16 protein-coding genes and 2 tRNA genes are annotated in these 17,162 nt (G+C 54.5%); 14 read left to right on the forward strand and 4 right to left on the reverse strand.

Features of this window, described 5'->3' with window-relative positions; genetic code table 11:
- The first annotated feature begins 112 nt into the window (after positions 1-112).
- From folP to ACU6TU_RS02225, 14 genes are all read left to right on the forward strand, one after another.
- On the forward strand, positions 113-1,006 hold the full coding sequence (folP, locus tag ACU6TU_RS02160) for a dihydropteroate synthase (RefSeq protein WP_447142960.1): 894 nt from the start codon (positions 113-115) through the stop codon (positions 1,004-1,006).
- Positions 1,007-1,168: 162 nt separating this feature from the next.
- Positions 1,169-1,918, forward strand: coding sequence for a triose-phosphate isomerase (tpiA, locus tag ACU6TU_RS02165; protein ID WP_447142961.1), 750 nt, complete (start codon positions 1,169-1,171; stop codon positions 1,916-1,918).
- A 4-nt stretch (positions 1,919-1,922) separates the two neighbouring features.
- Positions 1,923-2,291, forward strand: coding sequence for a preprotein translocase subunit SecG (gene secG, locus ACU6TU_RS02170; protein ID WP_447142962.1), 369 nt, complete (start codon positions 1,923-1,925; stop codon positions 2,289-2,291).
- 29 nt (positions 2,292-2,320) lie between these two features.
- Positions 2,321-2,407: transfer RNA gene (locus tag ACU6TU_RS02175), tRNA-Leu, on the forward strand.
- A 120-nt stretch (positions 2,408-2,527) separates the two neighbouring features.
- Positions 2,528-2,604: transfer RNA gene (locus tag ACU6TU_RS02180), tRNA-Met, on the forward strand.
- A 283-nt stretch (positions 2,605-2,887) separates the two neighbouring features.
- A complete protein-coding gene (gene rimP / locus ACU6TU_RS02185) occupies positions 2,888-3,349 on the forward strand; it encodes a ribosome maturation factor RimP (protein ID WP_447142963.1) in 462 nt (153 codons plus the stop codon).
- Positions 3,350-3,418: 69 nt separating this feature from the next.
- On the forward strand, positions 3,419-4,933 hold the full coding sequence (gene nusA, locus ACU6TU_RS02190) for a transcription termination factor NusA (protein ID WP_447142964.1): 1,515 nt from the start codon (positions 3,419-3,421) through the stop codon (positions 4,931-4,933).
- A 27-nt stretch (positions 4,934-4,960) separates the two neighbouring features.
- The gene (gene infB / locus ACU6TU_RS02195) at positions 4,961-7,543 is read left to right on the forward strand and encodes a translation initiation factor IF-2 (protein ID WP_447142965.1); all 2,583 of its coding nucleotides are present in this window, start codon (positions 4,961-4,963) and stop codon (positions 7,541-7,543) included.
- 18 nt (positions 7,544-7,561) lie between these two features.
- A complete protein-coding gene (gene rbfA / locus ACU6TU_RS02200) occupies positions 7,562-8,017 on the forward strand; it encodes a 30S ribosome-binding factor RbfA (RefSeq protein WP_447142966.1) in 456 nt (151 codons plus the stop codon).
- The gene (truB, locus tag ACU6TU_RS02205; RefSeq protein WP_447142967.1) at positions 8,017-8,934 is read left to right on the forward strand and encodes a tRNA pseudouridine(55) synthase TruB; all 918 of its coding nucleotides are present in this window, start codon (positions 8,017-8,019) and stop codon (positions 8,932-8,934) included. The genes rbfA and truB overlap by 1 nt, the downstream gene beginning before the upstream one ends.
- A 102-nt stretch (positions 8,935-9,036) precedes the next feature.
- Positions 9,037-9,306 (forward strand): 30S ribosomal protein S15, encoded by a 270-nt coding sequence (gene rpsO / locus ACU6TU_RS02210; protein WP_100819140.1) that lies wholly within the window; start codon positions 9,037-9,039, stop codon positions 9,304-9,306.
- Positions 9,307-9,499: 193 nt separating this feature from the next.
- On the forward strand, positions 9,500-11,665 hold the full coding sequence (pnp, locus tag ACU6TU_RS02215) for a polyribonucleotide nucleotidyltransferase (protein ID WP_447142968.1): 2,166 nt from the start codon (positions 9,500-9,502) through the stop codon (positions 11,663-11,665).
- Positions 11,666-11,790: 125 nt separating this feature from the next.
- Positions 11,791-12,009 carry a DUF2970 domain-containing protein gene (locus tag ACU6TU_RS02220; protein WP_447142969.1) on the forward strand — a complete coding sequence of 73 codons (219 nt, stop codon included), beginning with the start codon at positions 11,791-11,793 and terminating at the stop codon, positions 12,007-12,009.
- Between the two features lie 69 nt (positions 12,010-12,078).
- Positions 12,079-13,248: an MFS transporter gene (locus ACU6TU_RS02225; RefSeq protein WP_447142970.1), complete on the forward strand. Its 1,170-nt coding sequence runs from the start codon at positions 12,079-12,081 to the stop codon at positions 13,246-13,248.
- Between the two features lie 343 nt (positions 13,249-13,591).
- Here ACU6TU_RS02225 and ACU6TU_RS02230 read toward each other — a convergent pair whose 3' ends face one another.
- The 4 genes from ACU6TU_RS02230 to panB form a co-directional block, all read right to left on the reverse strand.
- The gene (locus tag ACU6TU_RS02230) at positions 13,592-14,770 is read right to left on the reverse strand and encodes an acetyl-CoA C-acetyltransferase (RefSeq protein ID WP_447142971.1); all 1,179 of its coding nucleotides are present in this window, start codon (positions 14,768-14,770) and stop codon (positions 13,592-13,594) included.
- A 237-nt stretch (positions 14,771-15,007) separates the two neighbouring features.
- A complete protein-coding gene (panD, locus tag ACU6TU_RS02235; protein ID WP_066316103.1) occupies positions 15,008-15,388 on the reverse strand; it encodes an aspartate 1-decarboxylase in 381 nt (126 codons plus the stop codon).
- A gap of 14 nt (positions 15,389-15,402) precedes the next feature.
- On the reverse strand, positions 15,403-16,305 hold the full coding sequence (gene panC, locus ACU6TU_RS02240; protein WP_447142972.1) for a pantoate--beta-alanine ligase: 903 nt from the start codon (positions 16,303-16,305) through the stop codon (positions 15,403-15,405).
- 46 nt (positions 16,306-16,351) lie between these two features.
- Positions 16,352-17,143 (reverse strand): 3-methyl-2-oxobutanoate hydroxymethyltransferase, encoded by a 792-nt coding sequence (gene panB / locus ACU6TU_RS02245; RefSeq protein WP_447142973.1) that lies wholly within the window; start codon positions 17,141-17,143, stop codon positions 16,352-16,354.
- Positions 17,144-17,162: the final 19 nt, after the last annotated feature.

A 17,162-nucleotide genomic window follows, 5' to 3' on the forward strand; every position in this document is an offset into this window, starting at 1 on the left:
GTGGGGCGCCTTTTTTGATACTACGCCTTGAGATACTATGCCTTGAGATACCATGCCTTGAGATACTATGCCTTGATTGGCTGTTTCAATATTTACTAAATCAGGCTGCTGCATGACTTCAAACGCTTCATCGATTGAGAGTAATATTCCCGCTGAGGTTGATCGTTTACGCTGCGGTCGCCATCTGCTGGATCTGTCTTTTCCGCATGTGATGGGGATTCTTAACGTCACGCCCGATTCCTTTTCCGATGGTGGTCAGCATGTCGGCTGGGATGCAGCTTTGCAGCATGCTGAGCAAATGCTGGCTGAAGGTGCTTCTATTATTGATGTGGGCGGAGAATCCACGCGCCCCGGAGCCGCCCCTGTTTCCGAGCAGGAAGAGCTTGATCGAGTGGCGCCTGTGGTGGAGGCGCTGGTGCGGAATCTGGATGCGCTGGTGTCCGTGGATACCAGTCGTGCCAGTGTGATGCGTGAAGTGACAGCGCTGGGGGCTGGCATGATCAATGATGTGCGTGCGCTGGAACTTGAAGGCGCTTTGTCTGCCGCCGCTGCCAGTGCCTTGCCGGTGTGCTTGATGCATCGTCAGGGGGAGCCGCAGACCATGCAGCAGTCGCCTCACTATGAGCGTCCCATTGAAGATGAGGTCGCCGAATATCTGGCCCGTCGTATTGAGGTTTGTGAAGCGGCGGGGTTGCGCCAGAGCCGTTTGTTGCTTGACCCTGGGTTTGGTTTTGGCAAAACGGTCGAGCATAATTTACGCCTGCTCAAGTATATGGAGCGTTTACAGTCGCTCGGGTGTCCGTTGTTGGTGGGAACCTCACGTAAAAGCATGATAGGCAAAGTGCTAGGGCGGCCGGTAGAAGAGCGTTTGCCTGGTGGCCTGGCGCTAACGGCTCTGGCGGTGGAGCGTGGCGCGAAAATTCTGCGCGTTCATGATGTGGCTGCCAGCGTGGATGCCGTCAATATGACTTGGGCAGTGCTGCAGGAAGGCAGCAGTCACCGCTAGAAATAACGTGAAAACGGCGCTGTTAAACACACGATAGTGGGTTAGAGCTTGTCGACGCTGGCCACGTCTTAAGTAGACAAAGTCATTGCGATAGATTGACAGCGGTTGTTTTGCCGCCACAGCTCCTATACCATTTCGCACCACTTTAAGTGAGGGAATTCGATGCGAACGCCTTTGATTGCCGGTAACTGGAAAATGAACGGCTCCGCTGAGCTGATTCGTCAGTTTGGCGAGCGCTTCACTCAGGCGGACCTGCCTGAAGCGCTTGATATTACGGTTATACCGCCTTTTCCTTACCTGGATGCGGCGCGTCATGCATTTCAAGGCACGCCGCTAACATTGGGTGCTCAAACGCTCAACCCTGTGCACTCTGGCGCCCATACTGGTGAAGTCAGTGGTCAGATGCTTAAAGAGTTCGGCGTTACCTACGTTTTGATCGGGCATTCCGAGCGTCGGCAGCTCTACCGTGAAACCGACGACCACGTTTATGATCGTACCCTCGCAGCATTAAGTGTCGGGCTGGTACCGGTGCTGTGCGTGGGTGAAACACTTGAAGAGCGCGACCGTGGTGACACCATGAATGTTGTGCTGCGCCAGGTAGGGCACGTGATGGCGCGTCTTGAGCCCGCTCAACGCCAACAGGTCGTGATTGCTTACGAGCCTGTCTGGGCGATCGGTACGGGGCGCACCGCGTCGCCGGAACAGGCTCAGGACGTCATGGGTAAGATTCGTGCCTATCAGGCAGGCTTTGATACCCAGTTAGCGGCGCAGTTGCGTTTGCTTTACGGTGGCAGTATGAATGCCAATAATGCGGCTGAGCTTTTAGCTCAGCCAGACATCGACGGCGGCCTGGTGGGTGGTGCTTCGCTCAAGGTCGACGACTTTTACGCTATTTGTCAGTCAGCAGGATAAACTTATGCAAGTTCAAGTGGCAATTTTGATGGTTCATGTCGTTATCGCGATCGCTCTTGTCGTGCTGATCCTGCTGCAGCAGGGGAAAGGCGCAGAGGCGGGGGCATCGTTTGGTGGCGGGGCTTCCCAGACGGTGTTTGGGTCACGTGGTAGCGGTAATTTTCTGGCCCGTTTTACCGGCATTCTGGCGGCAGGTTTTTTTGCAACGTCACTGACGCTGGCGTACTTCGCGACTCAGGCAGGTCAGGCACCTGAAATGGGAATTCCTGATGCTCAGTTGATCCAGCAACGTAATGACACTCCTTCGCTTGACGACACCTCCACAAGTGTGGATAATACTGCGCCAGTGCTAGAGGAGAGTGGTGCAGAGTAACGCACCGTTTTTTGATGGCCTCCCCTGATGCCGAAGTGGTGGAATTGGTAGACACGCTATCTTGAGGGGGTAGTGACCGTATGGTCGTGCGGGTTCAAGTCCCGCCTTCGGCACCAATTGACAGGTTAACAAATAAGATGATTTGTAACCTGTTGAAGCAGGATTGGCACCTGGGACGAAAAAAATAGGCCTTGACGAAGTTGTTCAAAGCGTCTATTATCGTCCACCTAGATTGATGCGGGGTGGAGCAGTCTGGTAGCTCGTCGGGCTCATAACCCGAAGGTCATCGGTTCAAATCCGGTCCCCGCTACCATTTCAAGTGATGTAAAACAATTTCGTGAAATATTGTGCTGACTAATATTATCGAATGTGACACTTGATGGTACTACAGGTTTCTTAAAAAAGCCCCTTCCTGTGAAGGGGCTTTTTGTTAGCAGAACGTTTGATTTTACAGCGTTTGATACGAGTAAAAATCTCACTAACTGATGCCTTCCACATAAGTGGTGGCACGTTTCCGGGTAACGCCAATCAGCCACCTAGCTTTTCTTTCGACTCCTGGCCAGGTGCCTGATGCAACGGCTATAGGAGCTTTGTCTGTGGCCACAAAACATGCGGCGCTTCACGCGCTAGTTGAGCCTGTTGTCACTGCGATGGGTTTTGAACTGTGGGGTATTGACCATCTATCCCAGGGCAAGCAATCGCGGTTGGTCATTTACATTGAGCGCGAAAGTGGCGTCAGCGTCGACGACTGTGCCGATATCAGCCGCCAAGTCAGTGCTGTTCTGGACGTGGAAGATCCGATTCCTGGCGAGTATCGCCTGGAAGTATCTTCTCCGGGAATGGCACGTCCTCTCTATACGCTTGATCATTTTACCCGTTTTATTGGCCATCACGTGGCGATTAAACTGCGGATACCTTTTGATGGGCGGCGCAAGTTCAGCGGCCTTATTGCGGGCGTTGAAGAGGATGAAGTGCTGCTGCATATGGATGGAGAAGAATTCTGCTTCCCGATCGAAAGTATTGATCAGGCAACCATTGTTCCTCAGTTCGGTGATTGATCGGGTGACGCGACCGGCGGAGTGCCGGACTTTTGCACATAAGGACAGGTTTTCTGGCGAGGCAAGCGCATGAGTAAAGAAATTTTAATGGTCGTTGACGCGATCTCCAACGAGAAAGGCGTCCCCCGTGATGTCATCTTTGAAGCGGTGGAAGCCGCCTTGGCCAGCGCGTCACGCAAGCGATTCGACAGGGAAGAAGCGAACGTTCGTGTCCACATTGATCGTCGCACCGGTGATTACCTGACGTTCCGATACTGGACAGTGGTCGAGGATGACGAATTCGAAACCCCGGATTACGAAATCAAGGAAAGCATTGCTGAACAGCGCGATCCGCCTTTGCAACTGGGCGATGTGGTTGAAAAGCAGATTGAAAATGCTGAATTTGGTCGTATTGCGGCACAAACAGCCAAGCAGGTCATCGTCCAGAAAGTACGCGAAGCTGAGCGGGCGGAAGTGGTTCGCCAGTACGCAGACCGTGAAGGCGAACTGGTGGCGGGTATTGTCAAGAAAACCACCCGCGATGGCCTGATTATTGATCTGGGCGATAACGCCGAAGCATTTCTGCCGCGCAATGAAATGATTCATGGCGAGCGTTACCGCATGAATGAACGGGTGAGAGCATTGCTGGTAAAGGTTGACGCTGATGCCCGTGGTGCCCAGCTGTTACTGTCGCGTACCTGCCCTGAGTTAATTACCGAGCTGTTCAAGATCGAAGTGCCGGAAATTGCCGAGCAGCTGATCGAGATCAAAGGGGCTGCCCGTGATCCCGGTTCACGCGCCAAGATTGCGGTAAAAACCAATGATCGCCGTATCGATCCGGTAGGCGCTTGTGTAGGGATGCGTGGTTCGCGTGTTCAGGCGGTGTCTTCCGAGCTTCAGAACGAGCGGGTGGATATCGTTCTGTGGGATGACAATCCCGCTCAACTGGTCATCAATGCCATGGCACCTGCCGATGTGGCGTCGATTCTGGTTGATGAAGATGCCCACGCCATGGATGTGGCGGTTGCGGCAGACAACCTGGCTCAAGCGATTGGCCGGAGTGGCCAGAACGTGCGTCTTGCGTCAGAGCTGACGGGCTGGCGTATCAACGTCATGACCGAGTCCGAAGCTGACGAAAAACGTGAGCAGGAAATCGATAGTCTGGTAGACACCTTTATCCAGCACCTTGAAGTGGATGAAGACGTTGCCCGCCTGTTGGTAGAAGAAGGATTTACCACCCTGGAAGAAGTTGCCTACGTGCCGCTTGATGAAATGCTTGAAATCGAAGAATTCGATGAAGCGTTGGTTGAAGCGTTGCGTGCAAGAGCAAAAGACGAGCTGCTGACGATGGCCATTGCCTCGGAAGAAGCTCTCGACGGTGCTCAGCCGGCAGATGATTTGCTTGAGATGGAAGGTATGGAGCGCCATCTGGCCTTTATTCTGGCCAGCCGTGGCATTGTCACCATGGAAGATCTCGCTGAGCAGTCTGTCGATGATCTGATCGATATCGAGGAATTGGACGAAGCGCGCGCAGCGGCACTGATCATGACTGCCCGTGCGCCCTGGTTCGAAGACGATGCCGCATCTGATTCGAACACACAGTAAACAGGACACGGGCTGAGGAGGGTCACTATGTCAGATATGACAGTAAAAGATTTTGCAGCGAAAGTGGGCCGTGAAGTGCCCCGCTTGTTAGAGCAGATGAAAGAAGCCGGGCTATCTCATAGCGCTGATAACGATGTGGTTTCCGAAGAGGATAAGCAGACGTTATTAAGCTATTTGAAGAAAAGCCATGGCGGCGACAATGACGCGAGCAAGAACCGCATCACCCTGACGCGTAAAACGCGTAGCAAGATCAAGACAGGCGATCGCGGTAAGACTATTGAAGTACAGGTTCGCAAGAAAAAAACCTACGTTAAGCGTGCTGAGGACGACAAGCCGAAAGCGCCTGAACCTAAGCATAGCGGTCCTCGTCAGCTGGTCGGTGATATGGCTGAAGCGGAAGCTGAGCGCAAGGTTCAGGACGCACGCGATATGCAGGAGCGTCAGGCCGCCGAAGAGAAACGTAAGGCAGCTGAAGCTGAAAGCAAAAAGGCACGTGAGCAGGAAGCAAAGGCCGCAGAATCGAAAGCTGCCGAATCGAAAGCCAAACAGGCTGACGTCCCGACCGAGCTAAATATTTCTGTTCCTGAGCTTGGAACCAGCGAGCCTGCTTCAGAAGAAATGCCGCCGGCACCGCCTAAGGAAGGTCGTGCCGATCGTCGTACCGCGCCTCCGAAAAAGGCCGCTGCCAAGAAGAAAGGCCGCCACGATCAGGAAGATGATCGCAGCGATCGCGAAGAGCGTAAGCGTGGCGGTGGTGCGAAGAAGGCCAAGCGGTCTGAGCGTCGCGGTGGTCGTCGTAGTAGCGGTAATCAGAGCGGTAATGGTAAGCATGCCTTCCAGAAGCCAACGCAGCCGATTGTTCGCGAAGTCTCCATTCCTGAGTCAATCAGTGTGGCGGAGCTGGCCGACAAGATGTCGATCAAGGCCAATGAAGTGATCAAGGCCATGTTCAACATGGGCGCAGCCGTGACCATCAACCAGACGATCGACCAGGATACTGCGGCCATCGTTGTGGAAGAAATGGGCCACAAGGCGCGTCTGGTCAAAGATGACGCTCTGGAAACGGAAATGCTGGATAGCATTTCTTACGAAGGTGAGGAAATTACCCGTTCGCCCGTCGTGACCGTCATGGGCCACGTCGACCATGGTAAAACATCGCTGCTGGATTATATCCGTCGCGCCAAAGTCGCTACTGGCGAAGCGGGCGGTATCACCCAGCACATCGGTGCCTATCACGTGGAAGATAACCACGGTGGTGTTACCTTCCTGGATACGCCCGGTCACGCGGCATTTACGGCCATGCGTGCTCGCGGTGCCAAGGCAACGGACGTGGTTATTCTGGTCGTTGCGGCAGACGACGGTGTCATGCCGCAGACCGTTGAAGCGATTGAGCACTCCAAAGCAGCTGAAGTGCCTATGGTTGTGGCGGTAAACAAGATCGATAAAGACGGCATTGATCTTGATCGTATTAAAAACGAACTGTCTCAGCACGGCGTTATCTCTGAAGAGTGGGGCGGCGACACGCAGTTTGTGCATGTGTCGGCTCACACTGGTGAAGGTATTGAAGAACTGCTGGAAGCCATCCAGCTGGTATCTGAAGTGCTGGAGCTGAAAGCCGTGCCTGAAGCGCCGGGTAAAGGGGTTGTGGTCGAGTCGCGCCTGGATAAAGGCCGCGGTCCGGTGGCAACTGTACTGGTACAGAACGGTACCCTGAAAAAAGGGGATATCGTGCTGGCCGGCCTGCATTACGGCCGCGTCCGTGCACTGACCAACGAACTGGGCAAGCAGGTAGACACCGCAGGCCCCTCCCAGCCGGTTGAAATTCAGGGCCTCGACGGCACGCCGGAAGCGGGTGAAGAGTTCATGGCGGTGGCGGATGAGAAAAAAGCCCGTGAAGTGGCTAACTTCCGTCAGGGAAAATACCGTGAAGTACGCCTGGCACGTCAGCAGAAGGCCAAGCTGGAGAACATGTTCAGCCAGATGGGCCAGGACGAAATCGCCAAGGTCAACATCGTCATGAAAGCCGACGTACAGGGGTCGCTGGAAGCGATCAAGGGCGCCTTGGAAGAGCTGTCTACTGAAGAAGTTCAGGTAGCAGTGGTTTCTTCCGGTGTTGGCGGTATCACCGGCACCGATGCCAACCTGGCGCTGGCCTCCGAGGCGATTGTGGTTGGTTTTAACGTTCGTGCGGATGCGGCAGCCCGCGAAATCATCGAACGTGAAGGCTTGGACCTGCGCTACTACAGCGTTATTTACCAGCTGATTGACGAAGTCAAACAGGCCATGAGCGGTAAGCTTGCGCCTGAATGGAAAGAAGAAATCGTTGGTGTGGCTGAAGTCCGCGACGTCTTCCGTGCGCCGAAGATTGGTGCAGTGGCAGGTTGTATGGTGGTTGAAGGCAGTGTCTTCCGTAACAAGCGTATTCGCGTACTCCGTGAGAACGTGGTGATTTACGAAGGCGAGCTTGAATCACTGCGTCGCTACAAGGATGACGTGCAGGAAGTACGTAATGGCGTAGAGTGCGGCATCGGGGTGAAAAACTACAACGATGTTCAAGTGGGCGACAAGATCGAGGTCTTTGACCAGGTTAAAGTCGAACGCACCCTCTAAGTTCGCCGGGAGTGTACTATGCGCGAGTTCAAGCGTACCGACCGAGTAGCCGACCAGCTCCAGAAGGAGCTGGCGGTACTGATTCAGCGTGAAGTGAAAGACCCGCGTCTGGGCATGGTGACGGTGAGCGGTGTGACCGTTAGCCGGGATCTGGGCTACGCCGATATCTATGTCACTCTGTTGGGTGAACAGGATCCTGAGCGTATCAAGGAAAACCTGCAGGTGCTTAAGCGTGCCGGTGGTTTTTTGAGAAGCCAGGTTGCTAAACGCATCAAGTTACGTCATGTGCCCGAGCTGCGTTTTCATTACGATGAAAGTGTGGTGCGGGGGCAGCACCTATCCTCATTGATCGAAGAGGCCGTGGCCAGTGACCGCGAGCGTCAAGATGATGAATTGGATAGTGAGGCAAGCAGTGAGGCGAATGCCAGTGAGGCAGGTAACAGCGAGCCAGGCAATGACAGGGATGTGCGCTGATGGCGCGTCGCCGTCGTGGTTTGCTGGTTGATGGCGTGCTGTTGCTGGATAAGCCTAAAGGCATGTCCAGCAACCATGCGCTGCAACGGGTGCGCCGTCTGTTTGATGCCCAGAAAGCCGGCCATACGGGAACGCTGGACCCGATGGCCACCGGCCTTTTGCCGATCTGCCTGGGCGAAGCGACCAAGTTTTCTGCGCACTTGCTTGAAGCCGACAAGGGGTATCGCACTCGGGTTGAATTGGGCGTTATCACCGATACCGGCGATGCCGAAGGTGCGGTCATGGAACGACGTGAAGTGCCGCGTTTTACGGCGCAGGATATTGAAACGGTGCTATCCCGCTTTCGCGGTGAGATTGATCAGGTACCGCCGATGTATTCAGCACTCAAGCATCAGGGCAAAAAACTTTACGAGCTCGCTCGTGAAGGCAAGCACGTGGAACGTGCAGCCAGGCGCATAAACGTGTATGATGCGCGCCTGCTGTCATTGGACGATACGGCTTTTGAGCTGGAAGTAAGCTGCAGTAAAGGGACGTACATACGTACACTGGCTGAGGACATTGGCCTCATGCTAGGTTGCGGCGCGCATATCAGCGCGCTGCGACGATCGAAAACCGGCCCGTTTGACGCGACGGGTATGTGGACTCTCGATGCGCTTGAGCGTCTGAACGATCAAGCTGCCAGAGAATCCGAGCTCATGCCGGTTGATGTGCTGGTGGATCATCTGCCTGCGCAAGCTGTTGATGATGATGCCTATTGGCGCCTGAGCCATGGCCAGTCAGCGCAGCTGGATGCGCAAGCCTTCACGCCGGATACGCTGGTACGGTTGTATCATGCCTCCGTATTCATCGGTCTGGGGGTGGTGAAAAGTGACCATGAAGTGGCACCCAAGCGGCTTTTGAGCACGGTCGCCGCGTAAGCCGGGGTGATCAACGCAAGACAGTAAACGTAAGACTGGGACTGCAAATATGCGTGGTCTCACCCATTCACACATTAGGCATATTGCTTACTGGAGATAGACATGGCATTAACGGCTGAACAAAAAGCCCAGATTGTTAGCGAATACGGTCGCGGTGACAACGACACAGGTTCCCCTGAAGTTCAGGTAGCCCTGTTGAGCACCAACATCAACGGCCTGCAGGATCACTTCAAAACCAATAAGCAGGACCACCACTCACGTCGTGGTCTGATTCGCATGGTAAACCAGCGCCGTAAACTGCTGGACTACCTCAAGCGTAAAGATTTTGAACGCTATCAGTCGCTGATCCAGCGTCTGGGTCTGCGTCGCTAAGAAACGCGTATTTCGCACGCATCGCGAAATCCCGCTTTTCTATGGTGATAGGAACGGGCAGCTCCTTGTGAGCTGCCCGTTTTTTTTGCTGCGCCAAAATAAGCCATATCAGGTTTGTGGTAGCCCTATGGCGTGTCAACGCCTAGAATGGTGGCGAGTCAAAATGACCCCAGAAAAGACAAGTAGATATTTAATGTTAAAGGAAGTCGCCGTGAATCCGGTAAAGAAAACGTTTCAATACGGTCGTAGCACCGTCACGCTCGAAACAGGGCGTATTGCTCGCCAGGCCACTGGCGCTGTTATGGTCACAATGGATGACACCGTTGTGTTGTGTACGGTGGTCGCCAAGAAAGAGGCGAATCCGAATCAGCCATTTTTTCCGTTAGCGGTGTTTTACCAGGAAAAAACCTATGCGGTAGGCAAGATTCCCGGTGGCTTCTTTAAACGTGAAGGCCGCCCGACGGAAAAGGAAACCCTGACGTCGCGCCTGATCGACCGTCCTATCCGTCCGTTATTCCCCAAAGGCTTCATGAATGAAGTCCAGGTGATCTGTACCGTATTGTCTACGGATCGTAACCACGATCCGGATATCGCTGCCCTGATTGGCACATCTGCCGCATTGTCGATCTGTGGGGTGCCTTTTAATGGCCCGATTGGTGCGGCACGCGTCGGTTTTAATGAGGAAAAAGGCTATTTCCTCAACCCGACGGTAGAAGAGCTGGCAACCTCTGAGTTGGACATGGTGGTCGCGGGTACTGAAAAAGCCGTGCTGATGGTCGAATCTGAAGCGAAAGAACTGCTTGAAGATGAAATGCTGGGGGCGGTTCTATACGGTCACCAGGAAATGCAGGTCGCTATTCAGGCGATTAATGAGCTAGTTGCTGAGGCGGGCAAGCCGCGTTGGGATTGGCAGCCTGCCGCCGAAAATGTCGCGCTGAAAACCGCTATTGCTGATGCCTTTGAAGGCAAGGTCGGCGATGCTTACCGCATTACCGATAAAATGCAGCGCCAGGATGTCTTGTCAGCCCTGAAAGATGAAGCGGTTGCCCAGTTGGCCGCTGCTGAAGGTGAAGACGCAAACGATAAGTTTAGCAAGGATGATGTGAAAGGTGCGTTTGCAGGCCTTGAAAAACGCGTCGTCCGCTCGCGTGTCATCAAAGGTGAAGCGCGTATTGATGGCCGTGATAACCATACGGTGCGTCCGTTGGATATCAGTGTCGGTACGCTGCCTAAAACCCACGGTTCTGCTATCTTTACGCGGGGCGAAACCCAGGCGATTGTGATTGCGACACTAGGTACGCTACGTGATTCCCAGCTGATCGAATCACTGGAAGGCGAGCGCAAAGACCGCTTCATGCTGCACTACAACTTCCCTCCCTACTGTGTCGGCGAAGCCGGATTCATGGGTGGCCCCAAGCGCCGCGAGATAGGCCATGGCCGTCTGGCGCGTCGTGGTGTTGAAGCCATGCTGCCTGGCGAAGATGCCTTCCCCTATACCATTCGTGTGGTATCAGAAATTACCGAATCCAACGGCTCCAGCTCCATGGCTTCCGTCTGTGGTGCCTCACTGGCACTGATGGATGCCGGTGTACCGCTTAAAGCGCCGGTGGCCGGTATTGCCATGGGTCTGGTCAAGGATGAGGACGGCTTTGCCGTTTTGACCGATATCCTTGGTGATGAAGATCATCTTGGCGATATGGATTTCAAAGTGGCCGGTTCTGAAGAGGGCGTAACCGCTCTGCAGATGGACATCAAGATCGAAGGCATTAACGAAGAAATCATGGAAACGGCTCTGCAGCAGGCGAACAAGGCCCGCCTGAGCATTCTTGGTCAGATGAACGATGTCATCGGTCAGAGCCGTTCAGACGTTTCCGATAATGCACCTTCCATGGCGACGATTAAAATCGCTCCTGACAAGATTCGTGATGTTATCGGCAAAGGTGGTGCGACCATCCGCAAGATTTGCGACGACACCGGCGCGTCGATTGATCTGGATGATGACGGCAATGTTCGCATCTATGCTCAGGATAAAGCAGCGGCCAAGAAAGCCATTGATACGGTGTTAGCAATTACTGCGGAAGCGGAAATTGGCAAACTGTACATGGGTAAAGTCGTACGGATCGCTGACTTTGGCGCTTTCGTCAATATCATGCCGGGTACTGACGGTCTGGTTCACATCTCGCAAATCGTGCCAGAGCGTGTCAATAACGTTCGTGATTTCCTCAACGAAGGTGATGATGTCGTCGTCAAGGTGCTTGATATCGACAACCGCAATCGCGTCAAACTCACCATCAAGGAAATTACCGAAGAAGAAAAAGCGGCGTTTACTGCTGAAACAGAGGCAGAGGTCGCTGACTGACTAGCGATATGAACGTAGTCACCGCCCCCTCAGCGTCTCGCTGCGGGGGCGGTTTCATTTTAAAAAAAGGTGCGAAAGGGATGTCCGGCGTTTTTGGCTGATGTACTTGGAATTTGGAGATAGAAATGTCGAAAAATGATAATAAAGCAACTCCTCCGAGCAAACCCAGTTTTCGTCAGGTGGTAGGCAGTGTGCTCGCGGCGATGTTTGGGGTTCAGAAACGCGACAATTTAGAGCGCGACAATGATCAACATAGCGCGGTGCCTTACATCATCACCGCCTTGATTTTTGCAGTGATTTTCATTCTGGTCCTGGTGGTCGTGGCTAACGTCGCTTCACGATAACAGTCCCGCTCACTCAGCACCCTCGATATCCTTTAACCCGTAACCCCTCTAAAAAGAGCAGAAAAAGCTATGGAGCAGGAGCAAACGCCGCGTTGGTGGGCGGTGGTGGCCGTGATGACCGGTATTTTTTTACTGGTAACGGCGGCGGAGCTGCCCATCGGGCTGTTGTCTCAGGTCGCATCATCGATGGACGTTACACCAGGAATGGCGGGGTTGATGGTGACGGTGCCTGGTGTTGTGGCGGCCTTCTCAGCACCATTGTTGCCTGTCGCGGTAGGTCGCCTGGATAGGCGCGTGATGTTAACGCTGATGATGGTAGTGATGGTCATTGGTAGCGCCTTGTCAGCGATGGCCAGCAACTTTGGATTGTTGCTCGCTGCCCGCGTACTGGTAGGCATCAGTATCGGCGGCTTCTGGGCCATTGCCGGCAGTATTGCACCACGTCTGGTGCCGGAAGCTCAGGTGCCTAAAGCGATGACGGTTATTTTTGGCGGCGTTGCAGCGGCCTCGGTGCTAGGGGTGCCACTGGGTACGCTATTGGGCGATATGAGTCACTGGCGTGTCGCCTTTGGTGCCTTGGGTGGGCTGAGCCTGCTAACCGCTGTTGCCCTATGGTACGGGTTACCTCCGCTACCCCCGCGTGAAGCTGTCCGTCTTGATGTGCTAATAAAGCAGTTCAGTAATCGCGGTGTGCGGGTTGCGGTGTTAACCACAGGGTTTGTGGTCGTGGGGCATTTTGCGGCATATACCTTTATTAGTCCGATCCTGCAGGAAATCAGTGGTATTGCTCAGCGTCATGTGGGCAGCTTGTTATTGCTTTATGGTGCGGCAGGTATTCTGGGTAATATCGTGGCGGGTATCTTTGCCGGGCGACACCCTTATCGCGACGTATTGGCCATCCCCAGTATCTTGTTACTGGTGGTGGCCGCTTTCCCGTTGCTGGGCGTCCAGCCAACCAGTGGCATCATGTTACTGATGGTATGGGGGGCGATATTCGGTAGCGTATCGGTGAGTATTCAAACCTGGATTTTACGCACCGCCCCCAATACGGAAGCCGCCACCGCCCTGATGGCCTTTACGTTCAATATGTCGATTGGCCTGGGCGCGATGATAGGTGGGCGTGTTGTCGATGGTACCAGCTTGCCTGTTGCCATGTGGGCTGCTTCTGGGCTGTTTCTGCTTGGAGCGTTACTGGTGTGGCGCACGCCTTCGCAGATTTTGAGTGAAAAACCTCGCTAGCATTAGGGTCTGTTGACGTTTCATTCACGGCCGCGCTGGTGTCAGTTTTTATTCGGGGCAAGGCAGGAGGAGAGACGTTTGGTAACTCCAAATGAACGACGACTAACGCCGCAGCGGATAAAAACTGACCCAGCCCTTCGGGTTGCGCCTCAAAATGCACCATACTGCGTTGCGAAACTTGAGAAGGGAACCACCCTTAACGGCGTTCCGCGCCTTGTCTGGCACATTTTGATGCGGCAACGCGGTTCGCGATGAAACGTCAACAGACCCTAAACAGACGCCCATAAAAATGCCCCCGCTATCATAGCGGGGGCAGATGTTTCATTGCGCTGATTAACAGGCGTTACGGGCGCTCGATAGCCAGTGCCACACCCTGGCCGCCACCGATGCACAGCGTAGCGAGACCTTTTTTCGCGTCACGCGCGATCATTTCATGCAGCAGACTGACAAAAATGCGGCAGCCGGAAGCGCCGATTGGGTGGCCCAGGGCAATCGCACCACCATTGACGTTGACCTTGCTGACATCCCAGCCAAGCTCCTTGTTGACGGAAAGCGCCTGGGCGGCAAACGCTTCGTTGGCTTCTACCAGGTCCAGGTCATCAAGGCTCCAGCCAGCTTTTTCCAGGCAGCGACGCGTCGCCGGTGCTGGGCCAATTCCCATGATAGCGGGATCAACACCAGCGTTGGAGTAAGCCGCAATGCGGGCCAACGGTTCCAGGCCAAGTTCTTTGGCTTTTTCTGCTGAGCAAAGCATTACCACGGCCGCGCCGTCGTTCAATGATGAGGCATTGCCAGCTGTTACGGTGCCGTCTTTTTTGAAAGCAGGGCGCATGCCGCCGAGTTTTTCAGCGCTGACTTCGCGCGGGTTCTCATCGGTATCAAATACGATCGGGTCGCCTTTACGCTGAGGAATTTCGACAGGCACGATCTGGCCTTTGAATTTGCCGTCTCTGATGGCTTGAGCGGCTTTCTGCTGTGAGGCCGCAGCGAATTCATCCATGGCTTCACGGGTAATGCTGTATTTTTCCGCCAGATTTTCTGCGGTAATACCCATGTGGTAGTTATTGAAAGCATCCCACAGGCCATCGTGAACCATGGAATCAATCGCCTTCCAGTCACCCATGCGTTGGCCGTTACGCGAGTTAGGTAATACGTGAGGAGACGCGGACATGTTTTCTTGTCCACCTGCCAGAATGACGCTGGCGTCGCCGCAACGGATTGCCTGGGTCGCCAGGTGAAGAGCCTTGAGGCCGGAGCCACAGACTTTGTTGATCGTCATGGCAGGAACAGCATCAGGCAGGCCACCCTTGATGGCTGCCTGGCGCGCCGGGTTCTGGCCAACGCCAGCGGTAAGCACCTGGCCCAGTAATACTTCATCAATTTGATCGGGTGCTACACCGGTAGTGCTGAGAATGTCCTTGATGACCAGCGCCCCGAGATCGCTGGCGGGAATACCAGCGAGTGATCCACCGAATGCACCGACGGCGGTGCGGCGAGCTGCGACAATGACCACATCTTGCATATTAGAACTCCTGGATAGCGTGAATCAGGCATGCCTGGATGCCTTATCGGCAATTATTATTTAGCGGCTCATCTAGCATAGGTGAATCTTGTGCGACGCGGCAATACACTTTTTGGCGCAAATAAAAACGGACCGTGAAAACGGCCCGCTAATCAAAAAGATAGTCAGAAAAAGACAGTCAGCTTGATAAAGATGGCAAACGTCACATCCGGTTCACCAACTATGGATGTGAACTGACTAGGCTAACTGAACCGGAATGGCATTGCTGGTGTGGCTGACGTGGTTGCCTTCCTGAAGATACACCAGCGCTGGCTGATGGTTGTCCAGCTCGGCTTCGGAGTAGTGTGCATAGCTGCAGATAATAATGCGGTGGCCTGGGCTTGCCAGGTGGGCGGCCGCACCATTGATGGAAATCAGTCGGGAGCCTTCTTCACCGCGAATGGCATAAGTGGTGAAGCGCTCGCCATTTTCCACGTTATAAATCTGGATCTGTTCGTTTTCACGAATGCCTGCCATATCCAGCAGATCGCCATCGATAGCGCAGGAACCTTCGTAGTTCAATACCGCATGGGTGACGCGTGCCATATGGAGCTTGGCTTTAAGCATAATGGTATGCATGAGGATTTCCTCTGTTACCTAGCTGTCGCCATATCAGCGTCAGCGGAAGTGTCTGTTGACGTCGTCAGCGTGACGCCAAGGTTATCGATCAGTCGCGTTGGACCAAGCCGAGCGGCAGCCAGCAGGACGGCTTCACGGGTAGCGGGCTCAACAGGGCCAAGAGTGCGATCGCGAAGCTCAATGTAATCGGGTTCAAAACCGGCATCATACAGGGCCTTTCGCCCCTGTTGTAGTACCTGCTGTTGATAATCGACGTCACAGGCACCCGCTTCAAGCGACTGGCGCATTTCACACAGCGTCTGATAAAGCATTGGTGCCTTGGCACGTTCTGCCGGGCTCAAATACCCATTGCGTGACGACAGCGCCAGGCCATCGTCAGCACGCACGATGGGGACGCCGATAATCTCGACCGGCATATGCAGGTCCGCGACCATCTTGCGAATCACGGCGAGCTGTTGATAGTCTTTTTCACCGAATAGCGCGACATCCGGCTGGATAAGGTGGAATAGCATGCTGACCACCGTAGACACGCCATCAAAATGACCCGGCCGAGAACCACCGCATAACCCCTCACTGATCACCGGGACATGAACGCAGGTCTGTTGCTGGGTGCCGCGTGGGTAAAGTGTTTCGGTCAGTGGGGCAAATAGAACATCGCATCCGGCCGCTTCCAGCGCTTGCTGGTCAGCTTCAAGGGTGCGCGGATAGGCGTCGAGATCTTCTCCGGGGCCAAACTGCATAGGGTTGACGAACAGGCTGGATACCACCACATCGGCATGCTGACGAGCCTGCTCAATCAAGGATACATGCCCCGCGTGCAGGTTGCCCATGGTGGGCGCCAGGGCAATTCGTTGCCCCCGCTGACGATACTCAGCCAGGGCGTGACGTAACGCCGGTATGTCGCGCAAAGTCCGCATATCAACTCCGTAAATTGCTCTTAAAAACCGCTCTTAAAAATCGCTCTTAAAAACAGTGCTCAGGAGCAGGGAAGACGCGTTGTTTAACATCCTGATGGTAACGTTCAAAAGCGCTTTGAATACTGTCTGCGTCGGCCATGAAGTTCTTGACGAAGCGCGGTGTGCGGCCATGGGTGACCCCCAGAATGTCGTGCATGACGAGAATCTGCCCGTCGGTATCCGGCCCTGCGCCAATGCCGATAACGGGAACATCAAGCGCTTCCGTAATGGCCTTGCCAAGAGAGGCGGGAACGCATTCCAGCAGAATCACCGACGCACCGGCGTTAACCAGTGTTTTGGCATCTTCCAGGATTTTCTCAGCGTGAGCCGCCTCTTTGCCCTGCACCTTGTAGCCGCCTTTCTGATAGACGGTCTGCGGGGTCAGGCCAAGGTGGGCGCAGACGGGAACGCCGCGACGGGTCAGTTCGCGTATGCCATCGGCCATCCAGGCTTCGCCTTCCACTTTCACCAGCTCAGCACCCGCACGCATCAAGGCGGCAGAATCTTCCAGCAGCCGCTCGGTAGTCGCGTTGCTCATAAACGGCAAGTCGACCATAAGAAGGCTGGCGCCCTTGCCGCGCGACGCGCAGCGAGTGTGGTAACAGATGTCGTCGAGTGTCACGGGAAGGGTGCTCGGGTGCCCTTGTAACACCATGCCCAGCGAGTCGCCGACCAGTAGCACTTCAATACCCGCCTGGCTGGCAGCGTGGGCAAAGGTGGCGTCGTAAGCGGTCAGACAGCTGAACGTCTCGCCAGCGTTTTTGAACGCTTGCAGTGTGCTCAGGGTGACGGTTTTCATGGCATGCTCTCGTGTTTTT

It is taken from the genome of Halomonas sp. LS-001 (assembly GCF_052983955.1).